The sequence below is a fragment of the Paenibacillus methanolicus genome (assembly GCF_008124765.1).
GTDB lineage: Bacteria > Bacillota > Bacilli > Paenibacillales > Paenibacillaceae > Paenibacillus_Z > Paenibacillus_Z methanolicus.
Window position 1 is genome coordinate 699,220 of sequence record NZ_VNHS01000002.1, and the last position, 24,054, is coordinate 723,273.

Below are 24,054 nucleotides of genomic sequence, written 5' to 3' on the forward strand. Positions count from 1 at the left end.
GCTAACATCCCGCCGCAGCAAGGCTTTGCGGACGCCAGGTGTCGCAAGATTTGCCGGTATGGCAGGCAAAAAACGAGAAATGGGCATCCCTTTTTGGGGCGTCTCCGCCCCTTGGACCCCATTTAGAGTAAAAGATGACACCGCATGTCGCGCGGGCGTTAGACCTCTAAGCGCCTTTTGGCAAAAAAAGATCCTCTGAGGTCCCTCCGGGAGCCGAGGGATTTGCCCTCTGGACCGCACAACTACCCTCCTCCCACCTCCTCCGCCGAGGAGGCTCCAAGCTAATGCTTCCGAAGCGCGCTTTCCGTCGGAAACCACTGAAGCGCTGCCCTCTGGACTCCCGGTTTCTTGCGGGCATGTTGGGTTGGTGGTAAGCGGTGGCATTCGTGCGGCCCTCATGGACGGCATTCGGAGTTGCAATAACGACACAGGCGTCGTTATTGACGGCGTGGATGGCGATCGGATGAGTAATAACGATGCAGGCGTCGCTATTGGCCGTGTGGACGGCATGAGGATGAGCAATAACGACATAGTCGCTATTGACGGAGCGGAAGGCTGCGGATGAGCAAAAATTGGTGGACAAATCTTACTTTGAGTTCTACTCCCCTTCAGGTCGCTTTTTTTGCTTGATCCCGAGCATGTGGTGAAAAATGTACCTCCCCCTCATTAGCACACTTCTTTGGCGCGCTTCTTGCCGGAAATCAAACCGCCCCTTCCTCTGCTCTCGAAGCGACGCAAACCAACACGAAAAGAGCCCGCGCTGCGGACTCTTTTTCGACAGTAAAGAATTTATATCTTCTCATAGGGAAATCCCACTGAAGCTTTGTCCGTCAGGCCAAAAGCGTACCAGCTCGAAGCAACCCGCCGACCGCGAACAAGCGAACCAGTACGAAAGCTGGAGTCCTGAGCGTTTACAAAGGAAAACGCACTTCGGAAGCATACGCTAGGGCAAAGCCCTGTGGTTCCCCTCATCGGAGGGCAATGCTGTCAGGTTAAGGAAAAACCTCCACTGAAGCCAACCGTGACCTATAGTTGACAGTCTTGTGTCTTAGGACGGACTTCAACACCCACTGAAGCTTTGTCCGTCAGGACAGAAGCGTGCTCCGCTCAAACCCAATCGCCGACCGCGAACAAGTGCGCCAGCACGAAAAAGGGAGTCCTGAGCGTTTTCAAAGGAAAACGCACTTCGGAAGCATAGGCTTGGGCAAAGCCCTTTGGTTCCCCTCGGAGGAGGGGGAGGAAACCCTAAGAAGCCGATTCCCGGTACTGGCCGGGCGTGACGCCGACTTGTTTCTTGAAGACGCGGATGAAGTTTTTCGGCTGATAGCCGACCTTCTCGGAGATGACGTTCACGGGCAGATCGGTCTCGGTCAAGTATCGCTTCGCCTGGTCGACCCGGATGCCGGTCAAATATTCGATGAACGATATGCCCATCTTTTTCTTGAACAGTTTGCTCAAATAATGCGAACTGATTTCGCACATTTGCGCGCATTGATCCAGCGACACGTCCGTGGCATAATGCTCGTCCAAATAGCGCACCACCTGATCGACCACATGCTCGTACGCCTGGCTTTGGCTGCCTTGCACCGAGGAAGCAATCGGCGTCAACAGCCGCGCGTCGATCCAGTCGTGCAATTCCTGGGCCGTCGTATGGCGAATCATCTCATCGTACGGGTTCGAATCGTGGGCGAATAGCTGATCCGACTGGATGCCAAGCAAATACGCCATGCGCAACAGCGTCGTCAGCAGCTGCTGGTACGTCATCCGGATGAGTTCCGGCCGATTGACGTTCGGGGCGAGCGCGCGGGAGAACTCATCCAACATGCGCCGCGCCTCCGCCAAATCGCCCAGCTGCAGCGAGTTCTCGATCTGCGCTTCGATCTCGACCGGGTAGCGGTACTGAATATTCGGATACGACCGGTCGGAGCTGCTGATCAGCTTGCCGCTGCCGACGAGGAAGCGGGATCGAACCGCGAGCACCGCCTCCTGGTACAGCTGAGGCAGGGCGGCGACGGAGTCCGCGATCTCGCTTAGTCCGATCGTGATCGGCACTTTGAGGTAACTGGCGAAGCGCTCGCGCATGAGCTCGGCGGCCGCCTCGGTTCCTTCGCGCCACTTGCTCTCCTCGCCCTCGTCGTTCATGAGCCAGATCGCCACCTGGTCGTCCAACAGCTGAATGACGATGCCGTCCAGGCCGGTCTCCTCCGCGGCGATCGTATCCATCGCCATGTTCTTGATCGTGAAGACGATGAGGTCCTTGTCCTTCTCCGTGAACCGCTTCTCCCCGTCTCGCGACGGATCGTACGCCACGAGGAGAACGCGGTGCCGGCGGAACGCCGGAATATTGTAACGTTGGAACACTTGCGCCAGCTGCGGCTCGGAATAGTGGGAGAAGTGCCCCTGCAGCAGCTGAAGCGCGAAGCTCTCGCGAATGATCGGAATTTGGCGGTTGACCAAATCCTCTAGCTGTACCGCCTGCTCGCTGAGCTCCTTCCACCTCCGGCTGACGTAGCCCATCTCATCCTGAATGCCTTCGCTTTCCTTCCCGCCGCGCACGAGCGTCAGGAGGCTGGCGACCGGCTGATAAGCTTTGCGCGTGCCGAGCGAGGAGATGACGACCCCAAGCAGCAGGAAGAAGACGACGATCGCCAGCGTAATATATGCGATGCCGTTCGCCTGCTTGTTTAATTGCTGAACCGGGATCATATCGGTGTACGTCCAACCGTTGAAGGCCGACTTGATCGGCGTAACCTGATAATCGACGCCGTCCCACTCGTAGATGAAACTTTGTTCGGATTCCGCCTGCGCGTGAACCTTCTTATATAACGGCTCGGGCGGCTGTTCGGACCCGACATGGGCAATAATGGTTCCATCCGCGCCGAAAATGAAGATCCGTTCTCCCTCATACGTGCGGAACTTCTCGATCATCGTGCGGAACTGAGCGTCGTCGATGCGGATAAAAATCAAGCCGACGGCCGCACCCGTCTGCAGCGGCGCCCGCAGTACGAGCGTCACCTCCGAAGGCTTGGGCGATGGCAAGAATGGATACGATTCGGTCGTCCACTTAAAGCGAACCTCGCCGCTTAATTCATCATATAATTGCCGGATTTGATCCGTTGCGTCCACCCGAACGCCGCCGAACGTCGGAGACTGAATATAGCTGTCCGCCCACGTATACATGGCGATATCGCGAATTTCCTGATTGGCGCTTTGGAACGCGGACAGATTCTGAAAGATGCCGGAATAGAAGGAGGCATAATTCTCGTCCCGCAATTCCTGCAAGTCGGAGGAAAAGAAGGAGCTTAACATCAATTGCATCGCGTTGTTCTGCACCCGGTCGAGCGTCTGGTCGATCGTGGCGGAAGCATTGCTGAGCAAGCGGATGTTCGATTCGCTCACTTCGCGTTTGATCGTGGAGGATGAATACAGGTAGCTGAAGATGCCCACGAATATGATCGGCAAAACCGAGGCTAATATCGAAATGGTAATCATCCGCCGCATGAGAAGATCGCGTTTCGGACGAAATATTCGGATAGGCGGCAGGAAGCGAGCGAACTTCGACATGGGGACACCCTCTCTAGATGTACGTCTAGGCTATCTTCTCTATTATAGCGTACATGTCCTCCTCCTTCATACCCTTGCGCGGCAGCAAAAAAAGACGCGAAAGACGCCGCCGCGCTTCCGTTCCCGAAGCGAAAATCGGCGCCTCTGCGTGGTACTTTTACCCACGAAAGCATTAAAGGATATTCGCCCATTTTGTCGAATATAGTCGACAATGAAAAATTCGGTTTAGGATGTGCGAGCATGTCTCTTCTGCCCAAACTTCAGACGCGAGGCATCCGGCTGGCCGCGGTATTGACGCTGCTGGTCGCGACGGCCGTTCTGTCCGCGCTGCTTATTCAGCTGATCGCTTCGTACCAATCCGAGAAAGACACGTTAATCGATACGACTTTGACGCTCAACTACTCGAACGCCCACAAGATCGCCGGCACGATCGACTCCTTGTTCACGGCAATGCGCGGCAGCCTGAAGACGACGGCCGAATACGTCTCCGGCACGGACAATTTCGAAGTCGGCGATATCCAGACCGAACTGGAGCTGATCCGGACGACGAGCCGTTATTTCAACTCGCTGACCTGGGTTGACGAGACCGGCTACGTGCACAGCATCGCGCCGATCAGCGTCGGTCTCAAGGGCAAGACGGTCAATACGGGATTGACGAAGGTCGCTCTCGACCTTAGACGTCCCTATTCCTCCGAGCCTTATATTGCCCCGAGCGGCCGCTTAATCGTTATGCTGACGGAGCCGGTGTACGATCGGGCCGGCGAATACCGCGGCATATTGATCGGTTCGATCTACTTGCAGGAAAGCAACATACTATACGAAATTCTCGGCAACAACGTCGTGGACGAAACCGGCTCCTACTTCTATGTCACCGGGCCGGACGGACGTATTCTGTATCACCCCGACCATGCCCGGATCGGGGACAACACCGATACCAATCCCGTTGTCCATAAACTGCGGGATGGACTGAACGGCAAGCAGCAAGTGACGAATACCAAAGGGATTCCGATGCTGGCGGCCTATGTATCCGTTCACCAAAACCGTTGGGGGGTCGTCCAACAGACGCCCGTTGCCGCGGTGCATGAGAAGCTTACCGCCAATCTTCGCCAGCAGGTGCTCTACATGCTCGCGCCGTTCCTGCTTCTGCTGCTGGCCGTCGTCTTCATCGCGCGCAAGCTGGCTCATCCATTCGTCTCGCTTGCGGACACGGTCAAGCAGATGTCCGAGGGTACCTATGCGCCGATCGCGCATACGAAGCCCCACTGGAACCGCGAGGCGGAGCTGCTGACCAAGACGGTCATCTTCGCGATGGAGGAAATGCGCAAAAACAACACGCAGCTCATCCGCGAGGCTTCCACAGATCCGCTAACCGAACTGAAAAACCGCCGCACGATGACAGACATCATGGAAGGCTGGTTCGAGGCGCGCTTGCGTTTCTCCATCGTCATTCTGGACATCGATCACTTCAAATCCGTCAATGACACGTTCGGCCATCCAACGGGGGACGAGGTGCTAAAGTCGCTCGCGCACGTATTGAGCCAGTCCGTCCGCCGCAGCGATATTTGCTGCCGGTACGGCGGCGAGGAATTCGTCCTCCTCTTCCCGGGCTTGCATGCGAACGAAGCGTTCGCCCAGGCCGAGCGGATTCGCAGAAAGGTCGAACGGATGGCGACGCCGATCGGCCGTAACGTGACGATCTCCATGGGCATTGCCGAATATCCGTGCCATGCCGAATCGATGGAAGCGCTGATCGACGCGGCCGACCGGGCTATGTACGCAGCCAAACAGAATGGACGCAACCGGACGGTCGTGGCGATTTCGAAGGAAGCGGCGGAGACGGTTACGCAGCCGGAGATTGGGGAATAACCAAAAAGACTTGCCCGCGGTCCATTGCCGCAAGGCAAGTCTCTTTGACGTCCGCCGTGACCCTCAGCGCTCGACGGCGTCCTACGTTCGACGCTCCAGCGGAATATGGAGTTCGAATACCGACATCCCATCCTCTTCGCCTGCAAACTCGTCCAGCCGCTCGAACTCGTAATCGTCCACGACGTCGTACGTCTGCTGAGACGTAAAACCAGACCAGATGGAAATAATCCACGCCTGACCGTATTCGGCCGGCTTGCCCCGGAAGCTTACGACGACCGCCTCGCCGCCCGGGAGCCGCTATTGGACCATGCCTTCCGGCAGCGCGTCGGGCACTTCCTCTGCTTCGAACCCGGCCGTGTACGCGAAATCCTGTCCGGGTCCGAAGGGCGGTTCGTAAGCGTACAACCCGAATTTCGCCGGCCAACGACCTGATGCGTTGTCCGAGCTGCTCCAGCCCAAATTTATTCGATCTTACGACGTCGTGGAATACTCTTCATTTTTACTATAAGAGAACATATGTTCCGTGTCAATCCTCTTCCGATATCGCCGCACCCATAAAAACGCGAAGCAAACGCCGCGCGCGATCTCGTCCAGTATCATGGCCAATAGCACGCCCTTCAGCCCCCAGCCGAACGCCGCGCCGAACGCATAAGCCCCGCCCGTCGAGACGAACCACATGCCGATAACGGACATCGCCGCCACCGGCCGAGCGCCGCCTACCACGTTCAAGGCGCCAGAGAGGCAGAAAGGAATGACTCGCAGCGCCTGCCACGCGATGCATAACGCGAGCAACGGCAGCGATGCGGCAATGACCGCCTCATCTCCCGTGAATAGACGCAAGACCGGCTCCCCTGCCAGCCAGAGCCCCGCCGATGAGACGAGGATAAGAAGCGTGCCGGCTTGAATCGCCCGCAAAGGCCCGCGCCTCACGCGTTCATGCAAACCGGCTCCGTGCCAATGGCCGATCTGAATCGCCAGCGCGCCGCCGACCGCCGACGCGATCATCCACGGGAACTGCTCGACCGTCTGCAAGTAAGTGTACGCCGCGAGCGGAACCGGTCCGAGCGACGAAATGACGGCAAGCAGCACAAGCTGAGAGAAGCCCCACGACATCGCCGTTACGGAAACCGGCAGACCGATGGCGAGTATTTCCCGCATAAGTCCGCGGCCCGCGCCGCGAAAATCCGCCCGACCCAAGCGCGGCCGAAACGTTCGCCACAGGACGAAGAGCGCCGCCGCCAGCGCGGCTAGCCGACTGATCACGGTGGAGAGCGCCGATCCTTCGACACCTATCGCGGGAATGGAGCCCGCGCCGAAGATGAGGGCGTAGTTGAGCAGCAGATGCATTCCGTTCATGGCGACGGTAATGACCATCGGCCCTTTGGTGTTGCCCGTATTGCGGATCAAGGCGTTCACGACGAGATGCAGCGTGATGACGATCAGCGCCGTGCCGACGATAGCCAGGTAGTCGCTCGCGTAGCCGCGTACCTCTCCGGGCACGCCCATCAGCCGCAGCACCCAGCCGGAGCCGAAAGCGAAGAACGCCCCGCCAGCAAGCCCGAACGCGATATTCACCTGGATCGCGATCGCCGCCGTCTTGCGGGCTTTGTCCCATTGCCGCGCGCCCCACATCCGGGCCAGAATGGCGCCCGCGCCCGCGTTGACGACCGTAAACAGCATCATCGCCGCCTGCAAAATTTGATTCGAGACGCCGACGGCGGACACCGCGTTGTCGCCGATCCGGCTCACCATGAGCGTATCGACGGTGCCCATTAGAAATTGCAGCATCAGCTCGATGCCGATCGGCCAGGACAAGCGCCATAAGCCGAGCTTGGCGGCTTCGCGATCATCGGCGGCTCCGACTGAAGATGAACCTGACGTTCCGGTTGAGGCATCCGAAGAACGGTGTTCGGGGGAAGAGACGCCTTCTAGTTGTCCGAGCTCTCTCTCCTGCCCTAAATTTGTGCGTTTCATTTGCGGCTTCACTTTCTTTCCGTTTCGGTTTGAAGCAGCGCAGTCCCCATCGCGCTGCGCCGCAAAAACAAGCCGGAGCGCAGCGCCCCGGCTTGTCATGTGCGATGAAGCTTTAGGCTTGCCGCGTCAGCAGACGAATGCCGTTGACCGGCAGCGCCACCGATTGCTCGGCCGGCTCGCCGCTCTCCATGTCGCGGTAGCCGCGCGCATCGAGTTCAACCTGCTGCTCCGCCCCGCTGAAGTTCATCAGGAAGACGAATTCCGTCTCGCCGTCCGTGCGCACTTGAGCCGTGACGCCAGCCGGCAATTCCGTATCGATTGCGCGCGCAACGCCCGCTTCGTCCACGATCCGCTTGTAGAACGCGCCGAGGAAATCGTCTTTCAGCCGCGTCGCCATGTGATAGGCGCGGCCTTGACCGAACCGATTCAGCGTCAGCGCCGGACGTCCCGCGTAGAAGCTGCCCGTATAGGTGCCGAGCACTTCCGCGGCTTCCGCGTGGATCAGCTCGCAAATTTCGCCCGATTCGAATTCGCCTTGCAGGCCGAGCGCATTGCCTTCCGCCAGCGCGACGCCGTTGCGGTCATGGTCGTACAGACCTTCAATCTCCTCCGCCCAGATGCCGAGCGTCTTGCGAAGCGGACCCGGGAAGCCGCCGAGGTGGCACAGGTCGTGCTCGTCGACGACGCCCGACCAGTACGTGGCCACGAGCGTGCCGCCCTGCTCGACGAACTGCTCCAGCTTGCGACCCGTCTCCTCGCGGCACAGGTAGAGCATCGGCGCCACGATCAGCTTGTAGCCCGCGAAATCCTGCTCGGAGCCGATGATGTCGGTCGCCACGCCTTGCTCCCACAGCGCGCGATGATGCGCGTAGACGGTTTCTTCGTATTTGATCCCCATATTCCGCGGGCCTTGCGAATCCTTGATTGCCCAGCGGTTGTCCCAGTCGAAGAGAATCGCGGTCTGAGAAGGCGTCACCGTGCCGACGACATCCGAGATATCCTTCATCGTCTGGCCGAGCGTCGCGACATCTTGGAATACGCGCGTATGCTCGTGGCCGACATGGTCGACGACCGCGCCGTGGAATTTCTCGCTCGAGCCGCGGCTTTTGCGCCACTGGAAGTACTGCACCGAATCCGAACCGTGCGCGATCGCCTGCAGCGACGACAGCTGGTGCATGCCCGGCTGCTTCAGCTTGCTGACCGGCTGCCAGTTCGTCAAGCTCGGCGTGCTCTCCATGAGCAAGAAAGGCTTGTGCTTCAGCGAGCGGTACAGGTCGTGATAGAACGCGACCGATGCGCCCAGCTGGCTGTCGTCCACTTGCTCGTGCCACGTCGGGTAAGCATCCCAGGAGATCACGTCCAGCACTTCCGCGAATTTGCGGTAGTCGAGCCCTTCGATCATGTGCATGTTCGTCGTCGCCGGCAGCGACGGATTCACGCCTCGCACCGATTCGATCTCGTGGCGGCAGAAGTCAACCGTCTGGTCCGTCACGAAACGGCGCCAGTCGAGATTGTGGCCGTGTACCATGTTCTCGCCGTGCGGAGCGGGCGATTCCACTTGGCTCCAATCGGTGTACGTGTGCGCCCAGAACGTCGTCCACCAAGCGCTGTTGAGCGCATCCAGCGAGCCGTATTTCTTCTGCAGCCATTGACGGAACGCTTCTTGGCAGTAGTCGCAATGGCAGTCGCCGCCGAACTCGTTCGAGATATGCCAGCCGAGCACGGCCGGATGGTTGCCGTAGCGCTCCGCGAGCTTGCCGTTGATGATCGCGGTCTTCTCGCGATATACCGGCGACGTGTTGCAGTGGTTATGCCGCATGCCGTGCAGGTTGCGCACGCGGTTCGCTTCCGTGCGGAGCACCTCCGGATACTTGGCGCTCATCCATGCCGGACGCGCGCCGCTCGGCGTCGCCAGCCATGCGTAGATGCCGTTCGCCGCGAACGAGTCGAGCACCTTGTCCATCCATTCGAACGTGAAGTTGCCTTCGGTCGGCTCGAATGCGGCCCAAGAGAAAATGCCGACGGCCATGACGTTACAGCCGGCCAGCTTCATGAGCCGGATGTCTTCCTCCAGCACCTTCGGATCGTGCAGCCATTGGTCGGGATTATAGTCGGCGCCGTGCATGAGCACGGTCAGTTTATCGCTAATCGGGGCAAATTTGGTCGTCATCTTCGATCGCTCCTCGCATTATCGTCATATCCGCTTATCTGATTTTGATTATAGAATGAAATCGTTCTATACTCATAGAACAGATGTTTCAAAAAATCGTTCGATCTTAACATGGAAGGCGGACTGACTTCCTGATGATGCCATTCCTGCTGGCGGAATTCGCCAATCTCGAGCAACTTCTTCCGCTCTACGTCACCTGCGTCGGCAGCCATGCCCAGAAGCATCTGGACCGGCCGGACGGCTACACGGCCCACCAAATCCTCCTCTCGCGCAGCGGCAGAGGCGTCTTCCGCATCGCTGGGCTTGGGGATCTTAGAATGACGCCCGGCACGCTGCTAATTCTGCCAGCCGGGGTGCCGCACGAGTATTATCCCGACCGTTCGGACGAATCGTGGGATTTGGGCTTCGTCGCCTTCGACGGATCCGCGGCCGCGCCGCTGCTGCATCAGATGGCGCATCTAGTGACAACCGTCCTCCCCGCGCCGAACTTCAATGATCTATGGAGCCAGCTGGAATCGTTGTGGCACTTGATCAGCTTGAACGGCGAGCAAGCTTACTGGGAATCGTCCAAACGGATGTACGGTCTGCTGCTCTCCGCCTTGGAGGGGCAGACCGCCGGGAAGCGTCCGGCCAAGAACGTCTATCCGGCCGGCCAATCGAACGCCGCGCTTCAGACGGCCGTCAAGCTCATTCACGACCATTATAATGAACGTTTGCTCCTGGCCAACGTCGCCCGCGCCGCCGGCTATTCCGTGCAGCACTTCCACCGGCTGTTCGTCGAAAGCTTCGGCGTTACGCCGCAGCAATATATTCTCCAGCTGCGCATGCGCCGATCGGTCCAGCTGTTCGAGGAGCAGCCCGGCATCTCGGTCGAGAAGGTCGCCGAGCTGATCGGGATGGAGACGAGTTACTTTATACGGATGTTTAAGCGGACTTATGGGAAGACGCCTAAACAATATAAGGGCTAGCGCCCTCTGGACACCCATAAATTCACCTCCCCCTTCCCCCTCCGCTGAGGGGAACCAAAGGACTTCGCCCTCTGGACACCCTTCTTCGTGCTGACACGTTTGTTCGCGGTTGGCGGTGGCGTCCGTGTTGGCACGCTTTTGTCCTAGCGGACAAAGCTTCAGTAGGTGTTGAAGTAAGTCCTACGACACAAGCCTGTCAACTATTGGCCACAGGTGGCTTCAGTGGACGGTTTTCCTTAACCTGACAGCATTGCCGAGGGGGCCCCAAGGGCTGCCGCCCTCTGGACACCCGCTTTTCGAGAAACGCGGTTGGGCGCGGTTGGCGATTGGTTTCGTGTATGGCACGCTTTTGTCCTGGCGGACAAGGCTTCAGTTCATGGTAGCCGCTCCCCTTTGCAGACAGAGTGCTGACCTTCGCTTACGTCCGCTTGCGCGGACACGCTCTACGTAAAAAGCGTGAACCCTCTCGGGTCCACGCTTTTGTTGTTTCGCTTATGTTCCTGAACGCTTTACAACCTTATTCCCCATACAACATGCCCATCAACCGATGGATCACCACGGCCGCTTCGGCGCGGGTTGCGGTTGCTTGCGGCGTGAACTTACCGCCGGTTGTGCCGTTCATGAGTCCTAGCGCCTGGACGGCCGTGACCGCTTCGCGGGCGAAGGAGGAGATGTTGGCTTCGTCGGTGAAGCTAGTCGCCGTTCCTGCGGCCGGCTTGGCGCCGGATGCTTGGATGGCGCGGTGGAGCAGTACCGCCATCTCTTCTCTTGTGATCGCGTCGTTCACGCCGAACGTGCCGTTCGGCTTGCCTTTGGCGATGCCGAGCGCCTCGGAGGCGGCAATGGATGCGGTATACCATTGACCGTCTTTTACATCCGAGAACTTGCTCGGTTGGCCTACGGCGGAGCTGCCCATTGCTTGCACGAGCATGTGCAGGAAGGCCGCCCGCGTCACTTGTCCGCTTGGCTGGAACGCTTCCGCGCTCACGCCTTGGACGATGCCTTTGGCCGCCAGCGCCGCGATGGCCGTCTGCGCCCATGGATGAGCCGCCGTGTCCTTGAAGGTCAGGTCGGCATATGCGGCCGCATACCGGCTGAAGTGCTCCGGTAAGAAATAAAGCGTAGACGTCGCTTCATCGTAGCGGACTTGACGGACCGCTTCGACGCCGCCTTGCTCGTTGACATAGTATACGGCCAGCTGATCCGCGCGCTCGCCAGTCTTCAGCGTGTATGGCATGCCCACTTCGATTTTGCTGCCTTTCCATTCGAGTTTCTTGCCGTCCACGGACAGATGGAAGTCGTAGACCGGACGATCGCCGACCAAGCTGCGCGCTTCCGCAGTCAGGGTCTCCGTGTTGACCTGCGCTACCGAGAGTTCTACCGGCTTGCCAGTCAGACTTGGCGCCGCTTCCAGGAGAGACGGAGCCAGACTGACCCGGACGTCGCCGATCGCAACCTCGACGGCCTTCACTTCTTTCTGCGTTAGATTCGCCATCCAGTCCGCCGGCAGCGAGACTTCCGCTCCTTTGGCTCCGGCAGGCAGCTCGATCGCGATGGCAATGCGCTTGTTATCGCCTTCCGCGGCTTTCGGCAGGTTGTTCGCGCCAAGCTCGACGCTCACCTTGCCTTCCGCGTCCGGCTTGCCGGTCGCGGTTACCTTCACGTGCGAGCCATCGACCGTTACGGATGGCGCAGCTGGCACGCTCACCGGAACGGAACCGGAAGATGTCTGTCCCGCAACCAACGAGGCCATCGCCGTCTTCAGCTTCGCGGCTGCGCCGTCCACTTGATCCTGCACGACCTCTTGGCTCGTCGCGATGCTCTTCGCCGCTTGGAGGGCGGTCGCAAGCTTCGCCCAGCTGTCGCTCGTGTAGGCGCTCTGCAGCAGCGCATCGGCCTTCGCGATTTCCGCTTCGAGCGCCGTCTTGTTCGTCAGGAACAGGCCCGTTGCGCTGAAATCCATGAATCCAACCCAGTCGCCGCCGTTCGTCACCGTGACCTTGATATATCTGGCCATCGTATTAGCCGGCAAGACGACCGAAGATTGATCGATGACATCGTTCGTCGTGTCTGCTGCTACGGTGTAAGTCTCGCCGTCCTGCGATACCTCGATTTTGAATTTCTTCATGCCGGACCACAGGTTCATCGCGACTTTCTTCACGAGCGCCGGCTTGCCGAGATCAACGCTCCACCAGCTGCCCACGCCTTGGTCCGTTCCCCATGACGTGTTCGGATTCACGTCGATCGCGCCTTCCGGGGAATTGTCTTGACCGCCGCCGCTGCCCGCGCTCGATGATGAGGTCGCCACGACGCCTTCGGCTTCCGTCAAGTCGACGAGCGGTAGGAGGGCCGTCTTGGCCGCTTCCAAGGCGCTCAGAGCCGCATCCACTTCCGCTTGAGTGGCATCCGCTTTCGCTTGTACCGCGATGGCGGACGTTAACGCCGTTTGGAGCGACTGCCAGGTCGAGCCGACGTAATCGGAGCCGCTCAGCTTGCTGATATTGGCGAGCAACGCATTCAGCGCCGTCTTGTCTACATTGGATAACTGATCGATCGCCGCATTCAAGGTTGCCGTCGCCTCGTTCACGTCCGTCTGTGTCGACTTCACGCTGGCGAAGACCTTCTTCGCCGTCTCGAGCGCCGACGACAGTACGCTCCACGTCTGCGCCGTCCAGTCAGCCTCGTTCAACGCTTCCGCTTCATCGATGGCGGCAGCGAGCGTCGTCTTCACCGCCAGGATGACGTCGAGCGAGTCGATCGCGGACGTCAAGGCCGCCGCGGCCGAATCGGCTTCCAGCTGCGTCAGTCCCGTTGCAGCATTTGCTTTCGCATGGACCGCTTCCGCAGCCGCGATCGCCGGCGCCAGCGTCGGCCAGCTGGCCGTCGTAAAGTCTTCCGCCTTGAGCGCCTTCGCCTTCGCAATGACGCGAGCAAGCTCCATCCGATTCGCCGGGGACTGCGCCATACCGACTTTGTACACGTCAAGCGAGTTCAGTGCGTAGCCCTTATAAGCATAACCGCCATTCTCCGGATACGAATCGTAGTCGAACATCGATTGATTCTCCCATGCATCGCCTTCGGAGGCGATCCAGCCAACGTTCGCCGGAATCCAGGCCGGTTCCCAGTAGAAGAATCCGGCTCCTTTATCGTCGGGAACGGAAGCAAGCAGCTCCATCATTTTCTTCATCGCGTCATATTGACCCTGTACGGTAGCTGGCCAGATCGCGCCGCCGACCAGTTTCGCATCGGAATCGATGATGTTGCCGTGCGCGTCGCCATCCTTATACGAGAACGGATACGAGGTTTCGGCGATAATAACGTCTTTGTCGTAGCGTTTCGAAATGTCGTCCATATTGCTCTGGACCGCTTCGAGCGTGCCGTGCCAGAAAGGATAATACGAGAGCCCGATGACGTCGTAATCGACTTTGCCGGTAACGCCTGCCGTCATCCCGCTTATGCCGTCGAAGAAATTGCGGAACGTGCCGTTTTGGCCACCCTCGGCCAAGTGGATCATGATCTGAATCTTGTTGCCGTCTGTCTCGAACTTGCGGACCGCCTCGGAGCCGCTGTTGAGCAGCTGAACCTGCTCGTTGAAGTTGACCGAACCGCCGAGCCCGGTCAGGACGCCGGAATTGATCTCATTGCCGATCTGAACCATATCGGGCAGCGCGTTTACTTTCTTCAATTCCGTCAACGTTTCGAATGTGTAATCATAAACCGCTTGCTTCAGCTGATCAAAATTATAATCCTTCCATGCCGCAGGACGAACCTGCTGGCCCGGATGCGCCCAATCGTCGGAGTAATGGAAATCGACGAGCAGCTTCATCCCTTTCGCCTTCACGCGCGCGGCCATCCGAACTACATCGTCAAGATCGTTGTAGCCATCGGACTTCGTCGGGTTATTCCACTGCCGCAGACGGACGTAGTTGACGCCGCGGTCCTTCAGAATGTCCAGCAGATCCCGCTCCGTCCCGTTCTCGTCGAAATATCGGCCGCCGTTATCTTCGATGGCGGTCAATGTCGAGATATCGACGCCGCGTACAAAATCATCCCGGTACCAGGATACATCAACAGTAGCGGAAGATTGAACCGATGCGCCTTCAACCGTTCCGGCTACCGTAAAGCTGCCCGACACTGCATACTGGTCTGCGTTTACGCTGTTCCAAGCGACGTCCACTTCACCGCTTGTGCCGTTCGCATAACGAGCGGTTACTTTGGCAGGAAGCACAGGCGCGATGCCGACTTTGGTCGTCAGCGCAACCGGATCGTAGCCGGTAATCGCGCTAGGCGCATGACCGTCGACCAGCTCACGAATCTTCAGTTCCTTGATGCCCGCCCACCAGCCGCTGCCGGCGTAGTACGAGATGGACACCTTCACGTAGCGAATGCCGGTTTGCTCGAATGTATCCATGGCCACCGTAGCCGCTGTTTCGTTGTTCGATCGATCGGCCGCCGTCGTCCAATCGGTGCCGTTCGCGGACACCTCGATTTTGTATTTGACGTTCTTATCGGCATCCTTCCACGTAATCTCCGTGCCCGCCAGCGAATAAGCCTGGCCGAGATCGACCTGCAGCCAGTGCGTCCCGCCTGCCGGAATCGCGCTAGGCGCGCTCCATTGCGTGCCCGGATCGCCATCGACCGCCTTCTCTTTGACATTCCCCCATTGCGTATCTTCTCCGCTTGCCGTAACTGTCTTCCCTTGCGCCAAATTAACATCGGCCGCTTGGGCCGGCTGCGCGGTCCATACCATGCTTCCCCATGCGAGGAGCAAGGACATGATCAGTGCGAAATGCTTTCTACCTCGACGCATTTGAGCCACTCCTTCGTTAATAAAATGTCGCCGCTGATCCGCCCCCCAATATGTAAGCGCTATCGCAAAAGCTAAAAATAAAGGCGCTTTCGCCTAAGCGATTTGGGTTGCGTATGCAACCGTAGGTGGGTCAAACGGCATGTCGTTACGTTTCGGTCTCTCTCATCATGATCCCAATATGTTCCATCTACTTTGCTTTTGAAAAAAGCTGTCCCGAACTTTCGTTGCGGGACAGCCTTCCGTTCTTCAATTGCCGCTTACTTTTGCGCCGCGAGGAACGCGTCGATTTGAGCTTGCAGCTCGGTTTGCACCTTGTCGATGCCCGCCGATTTCAGCTGCGCGATCAGGTCGGCTTGGCCTTTGTCCAGGTCTTTGATCAAGCCGTATTCGAGCGGAATCGCGTAGCGGAGCATGACGTTGCCGATGTTCGCCACTTCGTTTTTCACTTTGGAGTCATCGAACACGAACGTTTCGAGCGGGAAGTGATACACTTTGCTCGTCCACGTGTTGAACATGTCGTCCGCCACTTTCGGATACGCCGCGTCTTGACGGTTCAGCGCCGAGTTCCAGCCCCATGCGGAGAAGCCCGATGGCGAGTAGTTCGCCGCGCTTGGACCCGCATTGTATTTGTCTTCGCCTACCGCCTCATAGTGCGTGCCGGCAATGCCGTACATGGAGAGGTCATGGATTTGCTTGTCATTCTGGAGCAGGTCGATCAGCATCAGAGAACGCTCGACGTTCTTGCTCGTCGCGTGGATCGCCAGGCCGTTCTGCGTGGAGATCGCGCTGATTTTCTTCTTGTCCGGCGTCAGGTCCGCGATGGCCAGTTCGATGCCGACGTTCTCGCGCGTCGCTTCCATGATGTTGGCCGCAACGGTACCGATGTTTTGCGCGTAGGAAGCCGCTTTGCCTGCTTTAATATCTTGCCATACGTCGTTCTTGTTGCTGACTACGTTGCGGGACCAGCCGTTGTTGTCTGCCAGATCTTTGTAATACGCGAGCAATTGCTTGAATTCCGGCGTGTCGTAGACGTTGAACACTTTGCCCGTTGCGTCGTCCATTTTGTACGCGAGCGGGAAGTTGTAGTCGACCAGGTTCCACTCGTTTTGCTGCTCGAGCATGATTTGGTCGAGCTCATGCCATTTCCAGCCGTCGGCCGCTTTCGCTTGGAACGCGTTGATGCCTTTCTCGTTCGCCGCGATCGCTTTGACGTACGCTGCATACGTCTCTGGGCTCGTAACCGGCTCCAGATTGTATTTCTTGCGCAGATCTTCGCGGATCAGGACGACTTTGTCCGTAATTTCCACGTTGTTGTTCGGTACCATGAACAGCTTGCCGCCGACTTTCGCTTGATCCCAAGCGACCTTCGGCATATTGGCCCAAGTTTGCGGCGCATACTTGGACAGCAGATCTTCGGTCAGCTCCAGGAAGCCGCCTTTGAGCGATTGGTCGTTGTAGAACGCCCAGTTCGCCGTGTAGACGATGTCGAAATCTTCGTTCGCCGCGAATTTCAGCGGGTATTTCTGCGACCAGTCCGCCCAGTCGAGGAACTCGGCTTCGACCGTCGCGTTGATTTTCTCTTTAACCAGCTTGTTGAGCTCGCCGAATACTTGGTCGTAATCCGCCGGCTTGCCGCCGACGAGCAGCATTTTGATCGTCGCTTCTTCGCTCGTATCCGAAGCGCCGGCATTCGCCGCGCCGTTCGCAGCGCCGTTGTTCGCCGCTTGGTTATTCGTCCCTGCGGTATTGTTGTTGCCTCCGCAAGCGGTGAGCACAATGGATAACATCATGATGATGGTCAGCAACAGAATCGCTGATCTTTTCTTGGTTTGCATGAACCGCTTCCCCCTAAAAATGTAGATAAGTGTAGTATATGATAACCGGGCGGTGCCCAGGGTCATCCAAATGTTAGCCCTTGACCGAACCGATCGTCAGACCTTGGACGAAATAACGCTGAATGAACGGATACGCGAGCAAAATCGGGCCTGTCGCGACGAGCGTCATCGCCATCTTGAGACTCTCCGTCGGCAGGCTGACGTTCACGACCGCGCCGGACTGCATCATCGCTTTGCGCATGCCTTCCATGTTGCCGAGCATTTTGTACAAATAGTATTGCAGCGGCATCAAGTTCTCGTTGGAGATGAACAGGAGCGCGTTGTACCAGTCGTTCCAGTAGCCCAGCGCGATGAACAGGCCGATCGTCGCCAGCGCCGGCTTGGCCAGCGGCAGGATGAGCTGCATGAAGATACGGAAGTCGCCAGCGCCGTCGATCTTGGCCGATTCCGTGATCGCTTCCGGGATGCTGCTCATGAACGATTTCATGACGATGATGTAGAAGACGTTCAGCAGCATCGGCAGAATCAGGACGAGCAGCGTGTCTTTCAGATGCAGGTACTTGATGATCATCAGGTACCATGGCACCAAGCCGCCGCTGAACAGCGTCGTGAAGAAGAAGAAGAACGAGAATTGGTTGCGCCACTTAAAGTCTTTGCGCTGCAGGACGTAAGCCGTCATCGCCGTGAGGAACAAGCCCGCCACGGTGCCGATGGCCGTCACCGCGATCGTAACGCCGTAAGCGCGGAGCATCTGCTCCGGATATTTGAACAGGACGCTGTACGCTTCGGTCGAGAACGTCGTCGGGATAAGCTGGAAGCCATTCTCGATGATCGACTGCTCCTCCGAGAAGGAGGATGAGACGACCAGCAGGAACGGAACGAAGCAGAACACGGCGAGCACGGTAATAACGATATAGCCAATGATTTGGAGCAGCAGCACGTCGGTACCGCGCCGTTTGCCGGCGGTCTGCGCCTTGCTGCTTGTTTGCGTTGCGGATGCGCTCATGTGTTATTCCTCCTTCTGTTAGAACAATGCGCGGTCTTTGTCGTAGCGGCGCACCGCGTAGTTGGCGAGCATGATCGTCGCGAAGCCGAGAATCGATTGATAGAAGCCGACCGCCGCCGACAGTCCGATTTCGTTGGACGTGGTCAAGGAACGGAAGACGAAGGTGTCGATGACGTCCGTGTTCGAGAACAGCAGGCCGTTGTTGCCGACCATGTTGTAGAACATGCCGAAGTCGCCGCGGAAGATGTTGCCGATCGCCAGCAGCACCAGAATGATAATCGTCGGGTACAGGTTCGGGATCGTTACTTTGAAGATGCGTTGGAAAATATTCGCCCCGTCGATCTCCGCGGCTTCGTACATTTCCGTATCGATGCTCGTGATCGCCGCCAAGTACATCACCGTGCCGTATCCGAGCGTCTTCCATGCCGATACGATGACGAGAATGACCGGCCAGTACGATGGCGTGTTATAAATGTCTATCGGCTCCATGCCGAACGTCGTCAGAATCGAGTTGATCGTGCCCACGTCATAGTTGAACAGGTTGTACGCGATCGCGCCGACGACGACCCAGGAGATGAAGTATGGCAGGAACATGACCGACTGCGCGATTTTGCGGAACCACTTGCCCGCCACCTCGAACAGCAGGATCGCGACCGTGATCTGCAGTACGTTGTTCACGATAATGAAGGCGATATTATAAAGCGCGGTGTTCCGCGTGACGAGCCAGGCATTGCCGGACTCGAAGAAGAATCGGAAGTTGTCCAATCCGTTCCAGGGGCTGCCGAAGACGCCGCCCGTATGGTTGTACTGCTTGAACGCCAGCACGATGCCCGCCATCGGCACGTAGGCGAATACGAGGAAGAACAGTACGGCCGGCGCGAGCATCAGCAGCAGCGCCCGGTTCTTTCTGATTTCCCCCAATAGTCCATTCCGGTTCATCCGTTAGTCTCCTCTCGTGCGTTGCTCTCTGTGTGTATAAACCAATTATAGCGAGGGAGCGCTTTCGGCAAGATTGAGGGGGGCAACTAAAAGTAGTACAAAAACAATGATTTGGGATAAGGAAGTTTAGTTTAGCGTGGGGAGGGATAAAAAAACGGCGCCGCGGGTTGGAATACCCGCGATGCCGCATGGATGATCGATTCGACGATCCCGCCGGAAGCTTGTCCTAGCTCATCGTTTCCGGTTTTTGAAAGGCGGTGAATCAATAGACAGCTCCTCGTAAATATGGTCAAAGGTTCGCAGTTGAATGGATACGCATTGCCGACCGTTTACCGAATAAGACAACGTGGCGGAGGTTTCCCGGATATCATTTATATGTAAGTTTCCGCCCGGCATGGGCTCAACCTGAAAATCCTCATAGAATGTAGGCAGCTGCAAATATCTCAAGTAGTTATGTAACATACGATAGGCTCCTTTAAAAAAAGAGTAGGCCTCGGACGCTCGAAGCCTACTCAGTTTAAACGATTCCGGCTCGTACCGCCACTTGTCTACCGCGCCCGATACGCCTTCTCATACCGCATCACTTTCTGAAAAATCCGCTTATCCGGCAGCTTCCGGAACAAATACGGATCCGGCATCGTGTTCACCTCGAGGATCCACGGCTTCAGCGTGGCGTCCATGGCGATGTCGAGGCCCACCTTATGCACGCCGGGGAACGCGCTCCGCAGCGTCTGCCCGGTCAAGACGCCAAGCTCGGCCAGCGCCTTCAGCTTCGCGTCCGCCTGCTTGGCATGCGGCGCAAGCAGCCGCTCCGCGGCGACGAGTTCGCCGCCGTTATGGGCGTTCGTGACGATCTTCCGCTTGTCGGCGACGCGGCCGATGATGCCGGTCGTCTCCCACGTTCCGCGCGGAGAGAACTGGGCCATGACGCGGAGATCGAACCGCCGGCCTTTATATTTCAACAGGTTGATGCCCCGCTGGACCAAATATTTGCGCTGTCGCGTCTCTCTCAAGAGAGCGGCATAGAACGAATCGTAAGTACCGTGTTCCTTCACCTTCGTACCATGCTGGTACCGGTAAGCGGTGCCTAGACGTTCCACCCGCATGACGCCGTTGCCCCACATGCCCTTCTCCGGCTTGACGTACACCATGCCATAGCGGTCCAGCATGCGCTTCAGCGTCGACTTGCGCATCCGCGCCGTCTCCGGAATACAGCGGGCGATGCGCGGCTCCTTGCGGAGCGCGGCGGTTTTCTTCCATTTGCTCCAAACATACCCGGCCACTCGTTCCACCTCTTCCCCCGACGTTCGCCTTGCGCGCTATCGGGTCTATATTGAAGCAGGCTGCTTCAGGCTATCCTATGCGATGCGCCGTGCGCCCGACCGTCCATCTGCCCGGTATAGCCAAAGACCCGCATCCTCCCGGACGCGGGTCTCTCTTCATATCTTATGCTTCTTCCGGTACTCGCCCGGCGACATCCCGATCGCCTGCTTGAACTGGCGGTTGAAGTAAATGATGTTCTTGTACCCGACCCGCTCGGCGATCTCGTACACCTTGAGCAGCGGGTCGCGCAGCAGCTCGCAGACGCGGTTCATGCGGCGCTCGTTCAGGAAATCGCTGAAGTGCCGGCCGGTGTCCTCCTTGAACACGTGTCCCAGGTAGTTCGGCGTGAAATCGAAATGCGCCGCGACCTCCTTCAGCGTGACGCGATGCTCGAGATGATCGTCGACGTAGCGGTAGATTTCCTCGATCAGTTTCCGCTTCTGGCGCTGCTTCTTGGCGTACAGCATCTCGGACAACTCGAAGAACCGGCGGCGCAGCCAGGACAGCACGTCGCCCATCGTCTCGAATTGGAACAGCATAACCGGCTGGTGCGACTCCCACTGGAGCAGCTCGTACAGGTTCTCGCCCTGCCGCTGCAAATCCGCGTGCAGCTTAGAGGTGATGCGGATGATGAGGTCGTAGATCTCGCTCTTCCGGCTGCCGGAGACGTCGCGGTTGAACAGCTGGAGCAAGCAATCGTCGATGGCGACAAGATCATACTCGAGGATCGCCTCCAGCATCCGGTCGACGACTTCGTCGTCGCTCGCTCCCAGCGCAGGTCGCGGCGAGGAGGCCGCGCCGTCGCGAATGAGCCGGCTCTTGCCGAGCAGCCACTTCGCGCTGACGGCCGCCTGCGCTTGCCGGTACGATTCGTGCAGCCCTGTCAGCGAAGTCGTGTATTGGCCAAGACCGACCGTAATCGTAAGCGGCGATCCGCTCCGCACGGCGCCGATCAACTCCTCCAGCATCGCCGTCAGCCGCTCCTCCGGCACGGAGGAGACGAGGATGAACCGCGAGGCGCCGCTCATGAGCAGCGTCCCGAGCGCCCGCTCCTGGACCAAGCCCGCGATCAGCAGCTCGATCCGGCGCGCCGCGCTGGCCCGCTCCTCTTCCGGCACCCGCCACTCCAGATCGTCGATCTCCATCGCCGCCACGGTCGCGCCCGCCTGCAGGAACGGATGCAAATAGTCGCGGATATGCGGCTCCACCGCCCCCCCGTCGCCGGATTGAAACCAGCGCAGCAGCAGCTCCTGGCTGACGAGCGAGAGCGCCTCGGACATGGAGCGGTCCTGCTCCCGCTGCCGGCTGAGCTTCGCGCTCAAATTCTCGAGCATCTCGTGCAGCTCGTTGTCGTCCACCGGCTTCAGCAGATAGCCCGCCGCGTTCACCTGCATCGCTTCCTTCGCATAGCCGAAATCCTCATGCCCGCTAATGAAGACGATCTGCACGAGCGGGTGCAGCTCCCTCACCTTCCGTGCGAATTCCAGCCCCGTCATGATCGGCATCCGGATGTCCGATAGAATGACGTCCACATGCTGCTCCTCCATCAGTTTGAGCGCCGCGAACCCGCTGTTCGCCGTCCCGACGACCTGCACGTTCAAGTGGCTGCCCGCCACCCTCCGCCGCAGCCATTCCAGATCGATAGCCTCATCGTCCACCAACAAAATATTCATTCTGTATGCACCTCGCTTGCTGTAATCCACCATTCGCGCGCCGCCGCGAAGACGTCGCGTTTACGCTCCCGCTTATCCGTCATATCCGTCATATCCGGCCGATCATCCGGCAGCTTCCTCTGCGCCAGCTTCCTCGCGATGCTCGAACGGGAGCAGCAGCTGCACCGTCGTGCCGCCGCCGTAAACGCTTTTGATCGTGACGCCGTATTCGTCCCCGTAGCGCAGCTTAATCCGCTCGTTGACGTTCTTCAGTCCGTAGCTGTCCGACTGGCTAGGACCGACGAGCAGCCCGCGCACCGTCTCCGGCTTCATGCCGACGCCGTTGTCGATGACCTTCAGCTCGATCGACTCGCCGACCTTTCTTCCGGTAATCCGGATCGCGATCCGCTCTCCGAACCACGCATGCTTGAAAATATTCTCGACGAACGGCTGCAGAATGAGCTTCGTCACCTGCACGTCCTCGATGCCGGGCTCGATATCGATATAGACGGCGAACGCGTCGGCGTATTTCACCCGCTGGATATCCAGGTACGTCTCCACCTGCTCGACCTCCTTGCCCAGCGGAATGAACACCTTGCCGGAATTGAGCGTCAGCCGGTAAAATTTCGCCACGCCTTTCACCATCTCCGTCACCTTGCGCGTCTCCCCGAGGTTCGCCAGCGAGCTGATCGTCGAGAGCGTATTGTAGAGGAAATGCGGATTGATCTGCGCCTGCAGCGCCTCGAGCTCCGCCTGCTTCTTGTGCAGCCCTTGCACGTACACGCGGTTGATCAGCTCCTGGATGTTCGCGGCCATGACGTTGAACGCGTCGGCGATCTGCACGAATTCGTCGCTGCCGCTGAAGCGAATCCGCTTCTGGAAGCTGCCCTCCTGGAAGGAACGGAGCATTTTGACGATGCGATTCATCTTGCGTCCGGACAGCCTTGCCACGATGACCCCGATGAACGCCATGACCGCGAAGCTGGCCGCGCACACGAGCATGATCGAATTACGAAGCTTGCCCGCGTCCTTCTTCAAATACGAATACGGCACGAGCGTCTCGATCGAATAACCGGTTCTGGGAATCGGCTCGATCAGCGTCAGCGAACGTTCCCCCGGGTTCGAGCCCGATTCGCCCCGCTGAAACACGGTCCGTCCGGTCGTCGTCTCCTGCAAGCGAAGCACGATGCCGTCATCGAGCGGGAACGCGTTGAAATCCCCGAGCAGATCATCCAGCCGCGTCGTAATGCGCACATAGCCGATGACCGTCAAGTAATCGCTGTACGACACCAGCTTGCGCAGATGCGAAATGTTCTCCAGCCGCTCGTCCGAATCCAGCTGCACCCACGTATTGTCCTTGCCCAATTCGCGGAATTCGCGGTAGCCCTCGCTTTCGGCCAGCCGCTGCGCCGGCAGGATATAATAATCGCTCTTCTGAATCGGCGCCGCGACCGGATCGCCCTCGACCGCGTTCAGATCGTCGTTCATCGTGAACAGCATGAGCCGCAGGCTGTTCCCGTACAGCTTGAGCGGCGCCTGCAGCTGCGGCACGATCTCGTCGAGCATCGTCCAATACATCTCGAGCGGTTCGCCGCGCGTCTGGACCGCCCGCTGGAACGGGACGCTGCTGAACAGCGTGTCCGAGATGCGCTGCATCTCGTCCATTTTGTACGTCATATTGTTGCGCGACTGCTCCATCGCGGTGCGGATGTTCGTCTCCGCCATCTCGGTTCGCGATTGGATGAGCATCGTGTAGGAGATATACCCGATCGAGATATCCGTCAACAGGACGAGAATCAGATAAGGCAGCATCATTTTGTACGTAAAAGGCATGTATCGCTTCATCTTCGGTGTCGCTCCCCGGCCGTTCGTATCCCCGCGGTCTTCCCGTGCTTATTATGCCCATCGGCGCCGCGAACGATGGAAATTGTTGCATTAGTATAACAA

Annotated in this window: 12 protein-coding genes; 2 read left to right on the forward strand and 10 right to left on the reverse strand. The window is 58.4% G+C overall.

Going from position 1 to position 24,054, the window contains the following annotated elements:
- Positions 1-1,245 precede the first annotated feature (1,245 nt).
- Positions 1,246-3,564, reverse strand: a complete 2,319-nt coding sequence (locus BCM02_RS08175; RefSeq protein ID WP_148928552.1) for an AraC family transcriptional regulator — start codon at positions 3,562-3,564, stop codon at positions 1,246-1,248.
- A gap of 240 nt (positions 3,565-3,804) precedes the next feature.
- On the opposite strand from BCM02_RS08175, the gene BCM02_RS08180 reads away from it, so the two are divergent.
- Positions 3,805-5,430, forward strand: a complete 1,626-nt coding sequence (locus BCM02_RS08180) for a sensor domain-containing diguanylate cyclase (RefSeq protein WP_148928553.1) — start codon at positions 3,805-3,807, stop codon at positions 5,428-5,430.
- A gap of 471 nt (positions 5,431-5,901) precedes the next feature.
- Here the strand turns inward: BCM02_RS08180 and BCM02_RS08185 are convergent, their stop codons facing one another.
- The gene (locus BCM02_RS08185) at positions 5,902-7,404 is read right to left on the reverse strand and encodes an MATE family efflux transporter (RefSeq protein WP_187434068.1); all 1,503 of its coding nucleotides are present in this window, start codon (positions 7,402-7,404) and stop codon (positions 5,902-5,904) included.
- 112 nt (positions 7,405-7,516) lie between these two features.
- The gene (locus tag BCM02_RS08190; RefSeq protein WP_148928555.1) at positions 7,517-9,574 is read right to left on the reverse strand and encodes a beta-galactosidase; all 2,058 of its coding nucleotides are present in this window, start codon (positions 9,572-9,574) and stop codon (positions 7,517-7,519) included.
- 134 nt (positions 9,575-9,708) lie between these two features.
- On the opposite strand from BCM02_RS08190, the gene BCM02_RS08195 reads away from it, so the two are divergent.
- Complete coding sequence (locus tag BCM02_RS08195) at positions 9,709-10,542, forward strand: helix-turn-helix transcriptional regulator (RefSeq protein WP_148928556.1); 834 nt, start codon at positions 9,709-9,711, stop codon at positions 10,540-10,542.
- Between the two features lie 517 nt (positions 10,543-11,059).
- Here the strand turns inward: BCM02_RS08195 and BCM02_RS08200 are convergent.
- From BCM02_RS08200 to BCM02_RS08230, 7 genes are all read right to left on the reverse strand, one after another.
- Positions 11,060-15,352: a glycosyl hydrolase 53 family protein gene (locus BCM02_RS08200; RefSeq protein ID WP_148928557.1), complete on the reverse strand. Its 4,293-nt coding sequence runs from the start codon at positions 15,350-15,352 to the stop codon at positions 11,060-11,062.
- 257 nt (positions 15,353-15,609) lie between these two features.
- Positions 15,610-17,187, reverse strand: coding sequence for a DUF3502 domain-containing protein (locus BCM02_RS08205; RefSeq protein ID WP_148928558.1), 1,578 nt, complete (start codon positions 17,185-17,187; stop codon positions 15,610-15,612).
- Positions 17,188-17,260: 73 nt separating this feature from the next.
- Positions 17,261-18,193 carry a carbohydrate ABC transporter permease gene (locus BCM02_RS08210; protein ID WP_148928559.1) on the reverse strand — a complete coding sequence of 311 codons (933 nt, stop codon included), beginning with the start codon at positions 18,191-18,193 and terminating at the stop codon, positions 17,261-17,263.
- Positions 18,194-18,211: 18 nt separating this feature from the next.
- Positions 18,212-19,132 carry an ABC transporter permease gene (locus BCM02_RS08215; RefSeq protein ID WP_148928560.1) on the reverse strand — a complete coding sequence of 307 codons (921 nt, stop codon included), beginning with the start codon at positions 19,130-19,132 and terminating at the stop codon, positions 18,212-18,214.
- A 548-nt stretch (positions 19,133-19,680) separates the two neighbouring features.
- Positions 19,681-20,415: a YheC/YheD family protein gene (locus BCM02_RS08220; RefSeq protein ID WP_148928561.1), complete on the reverse strand. Its 735-nt coding sequence runs from the start codon at positions 20,413-20,415 to the stop codon at positions 19,681-19,683.
- A 156-nt stretch (positions 20,416-20,571) separates the two neighbouring features.
- The gene (locus tag BCM02_RS08225; RefSeq protein ID WP_148928562.1) at positions 20,572-22,128 is read right to left on the reverse strand and encodes a response regulator; all 1,557 of its coding nucleotides are present in this window, start codon (positions 22,126-22,128) and stop codon (positions 20,572-20,574) included.
- Between the two features lie 102 nt (positions 22,129-22,230).
- The gene (locus tag BCM02_RS08230) at positions 22,231-23,952 is read right to left on the reverse strand and encodes a sensor histidine kinase (RefSeq protein ID WP_148928563.1); all 1,722 of its coding nucleotides are present in this window, start codon (positions 23,950-23,952) and stop codon (positions 22,231-22,233) included.
- Positions 23,953-24,054: the final 102 nt, after the last annotated feature.